Source organism: Stieleria tagensis, from assembly GCF_024129865.1.
Lineage (GTDB): Bacteria > Planctomycetota > Planctomycetia > Pirellulales > Pirellulaceae > Stieleria > Stieleria tagensis.
The window spans coordinates 1-5,116 of the sequence record NZ_JAMYFE010000147.1 but is presented as its reverse complement, the minus strand read 5'-3'; the positions used below and the strand labels follow the sequence as shown (position 1 = coordinate 5,116).

Here is a 5,116-nt window from a genome sequence, read left to right as displayed (position 1 = left end):
AGGGGAAAGGGGTTTTATTGGGGTTACACCCACAGATCGCGGTCGAGATTGCGATAGTTGATCGCTTCGGCCAAGTGAACTTCGTGGATCGATTCGTCGCCGGCGACGTCAGCGATGGTGCGGCAGACGCGTAGGATTTTATCGTGGGCGCGTGCCGAAAGCCCCATCTCTTCGACGCTGTGACGCAGCATCTTTTGACAGGATGGGTTCAGGCTGCAGTGCTGGCGGACTTGGCGGCTGGACATCTGCGCGTTGTAGCGCACGCCTTGGGGACCGTCGGCGAAACGCTCGGCTTGCACGCTACGAGCTCGTTCGACGTCCGCCCGCATCTGTTGGCTGGTGGTTCCGGCGGCGGTTTGCGCTGCGAGTTCTTCGAACGGTACCGCGGGGACTTCGATGTGAATGTCGATCCGGTCCATCAGTGGACCCGAAATTTTCGACATGTACTTTTCGACCTGCGGTGGTGTGCAATTGCAGTTGCGGCGTGGGTCACTGCGGTAACCACAGGGACAGGGGTTGGCGGCGGCGACCAACATGAAATCGGAGGGGAAGGTGGTGCTTCGCAGCGCTCGTGAAATCGTCACCACGCCGTCTTCGAGTGGCTGCCGCATGACTTCCAGCGTCTTGCGATTGAACTCGGGCAGTTCATCCAGAAATAGAATCCCGTTGTGCGCCTTGCTGATTTCGCCGGGCGACGGAGGGCTGCCGCCGCCGACCAAGCCGGCATCGCTGATGGTGTGGTGTGGCGATCGAAAGGGGCGGCGTGCGAGCAAGGGTTGGCCGGCTTTGAGATCACCGATGGCCGAATAGATCCGCGTGGTTTCAATCGATTCGGGAGCGTTCAACTGCGGCAGCACCGTTGGCACCCGCTTGGCCAGCATCGTCTTTCCCGATCCTGGCGGTCCGATCATGATCAAATTATGCCGTCCGGCGGCAGCCAGGGTGACGGCGCGTTTGGCGGATTCTTGGCCGCGGACGTCGGCGAAATCGACTTCGTAGGAACTGAATTCTTCGAACAGTTGTTCCAGTCGGCTGGGTGCCGGCGCGATCTCGATTTCGCCGGCGAAGAAGGCCACGGCTTGGGCTAGGCTTTCGACCGGAATCACGTCCAGGTCTTCGACGACAGCGGCTTCGGCGGCGTTTTCGGCGGGCAGCACGATTCCTCGCAGCCCGGCGTCTTTGGCCGCTTCGATCGCGACCGACAAGCTGCCTTTGACCGGCCGCGTCATGCCTTCGAGCGCGAGTTCGCCGATGATCGCGTAGTGCTCCAGTCGATCGGGGATCAATTGCCCGCTGCCGGCCAGCACGCCGAGCGCGACCGGCAGGTCAAACGAGGCGGCTTGTTTGGGTAGATCGCCGGGTGCCAGATTGATGACGACGCGGTCGTGTGGGCGGGTGAAGCCGCTGTTGACGATCGCGCGTTCGACGCGGTGCGTGGATTCTTTGACCGCGGTGTCGGGCAATCCGACCAAGATCGTTTTTGGCATCGCGGCCGGAGAGATGTCGACTTCCACATCCACCGGCATCGCTTCGATGCCCAACAACGTAAACGTCTTCAGTCGCGCTAGCATGCCCACTCCGTGTCCAATTTCCGACGGATGAATGGGATGATGATGACATTTGGGGGGGCCGCATTCAACCGGGCACCCAATCTGGCGCCCCCTGCCTTTGCGTGACACCCCAGCTTGCGATCCACTACGGCCCTAGGCAAACAGTCGGTTTAGGTATCCGATCAATGCGTTGGCAAAGGTGTAAAGCATGAAGATTGCGATGATGGTCAGCGAGGTGTAGCCCACTAGCTTTTCGAACCAGGAGAATTCCAACAGTCCCTTTTTCTTGGGTGGTGGAAGATCGATTTCTTGAGTGGGTCGGTAGGGGTTTGGATCGGGCATCGATTCATTTTACCCGGGCGCTATCATCACAGGCGTCTCGGACTTTCCACTGATAGGCATAAAATTAGACGCTGCAATCCTGTCCCGAACAGGTGACCGTTTGGAAGGTGCGCTTTTCTTCACAACCCGACGTGTGAGTTTTAAAGCCAGTGCTGAAAAGCCTTTTCAGCTCAAATGACTCTGCAAATTGCCGCTTCGATCTCTTTAGTCGCCCGCGAGGCGGGAGAGTGAATTGCAAAAGCGCAACTTTAAAATGTGTCAGCGAGGGATTTGGGGTGCTTGCGGAATCCCTCGGTGACGTGCCGGGTTCGTTGGTGGGTGCGGGTTTGTATGCTGGCTGGATTAGGCGGGTTGATGTTTTGCGAAGAAGTCGCGGATGGATTGGCCAAACGTTCGGTCCGCTTTGTGTTCGGCAAGGCGTTGATCGTATTGGTCGATTTGATCCAGCGTACTGACGCGCGACTGATCGTCGTTGAGCGTGATGTGGCGGCCGGTGTGTTGGCTGACGATTCGCTCGATGCTGGGCAGTTGTTTTTCATCCGCTGAAATCGCAATTTGTTGGAAGGGTTGTTCCGACGATTGCAATGGCGGCTGGCCGGCGGCATGGTGTGAATGATGGGCCGGCAGGTAGATCGTGCCGGTGCAGAAGTCGACGACAAATGCGATCACGCCGGGCACGAAAAACAGGATCAGTCCCAGCCCGTCGAGCGCCACAATCTTCCAGTCAATCTGATGATTGTGCGCCTGTCCACGCCGCTCGGGGTACAGGATCATTCCGCAACCCGTGGTCGATGTCGCGACGACGACGAAACCAGAGTTTGACAGCAAGACCGAAAGAAAGTGTCGACGTCGCATGAGGCTCGCGGGTTCTGAGAGGAGCAGACGGACAGGGAAGTATCCTGTCCGGTTGCATCGACCAGACCGGTCGTAGCGGTTGAACGTGTTTCGGTTGTGATCTGCAGATAGGAGAAGGATTTTGTGAATCGGTGATGATTCACTGCACAAAGGTATTGTGCGGGGGTACTGTGCAGGGGTTTAGTGCGGTGGCCTTGTCACAGCGACAGGTGGTTGACTTCTGTGTAGCAGCGGCGGGAGAGGGCAGCTTGGCCGACACGTTGGATCGCCAGGACGAATGCGGCGGTGCGCAGATCGACGTCGTGCTTCTGGGCCATTTCGGCGACCGAGTGATAGGCTTTGCGCATGTACTGGGTCAGTTCGGTTCGGATCCGGTCGAGTTCCCAGCGGAATTGTTGAATGTTCTGTGCCCACTCGAAATAGCTGACTGTGACGCCCCCGGCGTTGGCCAGAATATCGGGGATCACCAGGATGCCGCGCTGTTTGAAAATCGCATCGGCCTCTGGTGTGGTCGGCGCGTTGGCCGCTTCGACGATGATTTTGGCACGGACATCGTTGGCGTTGTCTTTGGTCAGTACATCGCCGAGCGCCGCAGGGATCAGAACGTCGGCCTGCCAAGTCAAAACGTCTTGACTGTCGAAGGCGTCGCCGCCGGGAAATCCTTTGACGGTTCGATGTTGGCGAGCCCATAAGACAAGTGCTTCGACATCAAGTCCATCGGCATTGGCAACGCCCCCGAGGTGATCTCCGACGGCCACGACTTTGGCGCCTTCGGCGGCCATCAATTGGGCGGCAAAGCTACCGACGTTACCGAATCCTTGAAACGCCACGGTGATATCCGCGAGCGTTTTCTTTTGTTCAGCCAGAGCTTCTTGCAGCACGATCATCACGCCTCGACCGGTCGCTTCCTCGCGGCCTTCGCTGCCGAACAGATGAATCGGTTTGCCGGTCACAACACCCGGTGAAAATCCGGCGAACTTGGAGTACTCGTCCATGATCCAGCCCATCACCTTGGCGTTGGTGTTGACGTCGGGGGCAGGGATGTCCAGGGTCGGACCGATCACGTTTTGAATCTGGCCGACGAAGGCGCGGGTGATGGTGTCCAGTTCACGTTCACTGAGCTGAGTGGGATCGCAATTGATACCACCCTTGGCGCCGCCGTAGGGCACATTGACCACGGCGGTTTTCCAAGTCATCAAATTGGCCAACGCCGTCGCTTCGTCTTCATCGACCGTTGGGTGATACCGCAGTCCACCTTTCATCGGGCCGCGGGCGCGATTGTGTTGGACGCGGTAGCCCTGGTGATGTTGCAGTTTTCCATCGTCGCCCTCGGTCACCAGTGCGACCTTTACCACACGGAAGGGAGCCAACAAGATCTCTCGCAATTTGGCGGAGATTCCCAACACGTCAGCAGCGTTGTGAAAATAGACGTGACTTTCTTCCAGCATGTGCTTTCACCCGGATGGGACTGATGAACCGACTTAGAAAACTCTCGCAGGCTCATTCGCCGGCATCCGCCTTGGGTTCATCGTCGGCGGGCGCCGCTTCGGTGGCGTCGGCGGCTGCTTCATCGGCCGGTTCGTCAGCGGCGGGTTGTTCGCTGGCCGGTGCGGCGGGCGCTTCGTCTTCGTATTCGACGACGGTTGGATCGGTTTTCACGACGTAGGGTTTTTCAGCGTCGCCGGAATACAGTGGATCGTATTTGAACAGGGACATTTGATAGAACATGCGTTCGTCGCCGGATTTGCGATAGGCGGCGTACAGTTTGTGTGATTTGACGACCAATCCGCTGGGGAAATGATAGACTTCGACCGACAGTGATCCGTCGTCAAAGGTCTCGACGGGAGTTTTGCCCAGTACTTCACTGACTTTTTCGGGCGTCAAGAACCCGATCGCTTGACCGTTGGCTTTGGAGTTCGCTTCGGTGATCTTGTCCGACGCAGCGTTGACCGCAGGACGGGCCACGGCGTAATCGTAAATCAAAGCGGCCAGCATCACAGCCAGCAAACCGAACAGGACCAATTTTCGAACTCCGCCGCCAGATTGGTTTGCAGGAGCGGGAGTGGAGTGGTTGTCGCGAGAATCGTCTGCCATCGAATTAGCTCAACATAGTCATGGGGAATGAAGGAAATGTTCCGGCCCTATGTTGTACTCTAGTAGGCGGGTTGATGGGGAGAGTGCGAGTGGCCAACTTCGATCATGGCAGTTCCGGCCGGCTGGGTTGGAACACATTCATGATGCGGTGAATTCGCGTCAGACTTTGTTTTTTCCTAACCCGACGCGTCAGTTTTGAAGCCAGCGTTTTTGCGTGGGGCATTGGTTTTTGGTAACCCGAAGCGTGAGCGAGTGATCCCGTTAACACCCTAAAT

Annotated in this window: 5 protein-coding genes; all 5 read right to left on the bottom strand. The window is 57.7% G+C overall.

Features of this window, described 5'->3' with window-relative positions:
• Positions 1–23: 23 nt before the first annotated feature.
• A complete protein-coding gene (locus NHH03_RS26715; RefSeq protein ID WP_253161415.1) occupies positions 24–1,571 on the bottom strand; it encodes a YifB family Mg chelatase-like AAA ATPase in 1,548 nt (515 codons plus the stop codon).
• Between the two features lie 132 nt (positions 1,572–1,703).
• Entirely contained in the window at positions 1,704–1,892 is a 189-nt protein-coding gene (locus NHH03_RS26710) for a hypothetical protein (RefSeq protein WP_253161414.1), read from the bottom strand.
• A 342-nt stretch (positions 1,893–2,234) separates the two neighbouring features.
• A complete protein-coding gene (locus NHH03_RS26705) occupies positions 2,235–2,747 on the bottom strand; it encodes a hypothetical protein (protein WP_253161413.1) in 513 nt (170 codons plus the stop codon).
• 197 nt (positions 2,748–2,944) lie between these two features.
• The gene (locus NHH03_RS26700; protein ID WP_253161412.1) at positions 2,945–4,195 is read right to left on the bottom strand and encodes a Glu/Leu/Phe/Val family dehydrogenase; all 1,251 of its coding nucleotides are present in this window, start codon (positions 4,193–4,195) and stop codon (positions 2,945–2,947) included.
• 52 nt (positions 4,196–4,247) lie between these two features.
• Positions 4,248–4,841: a hypothetical protein gene (locus NHH03_RS26695; protein ID WP_253161411.1), complete on the bottom strand. Its 594-nt coding sequence runs from the start codon at positions 4,839–4,841 to the stop codon at positions 4,248–4,250.
• Between the last annotated feature and the right edge of the window lie 275 nt (positions 4,842–5,116).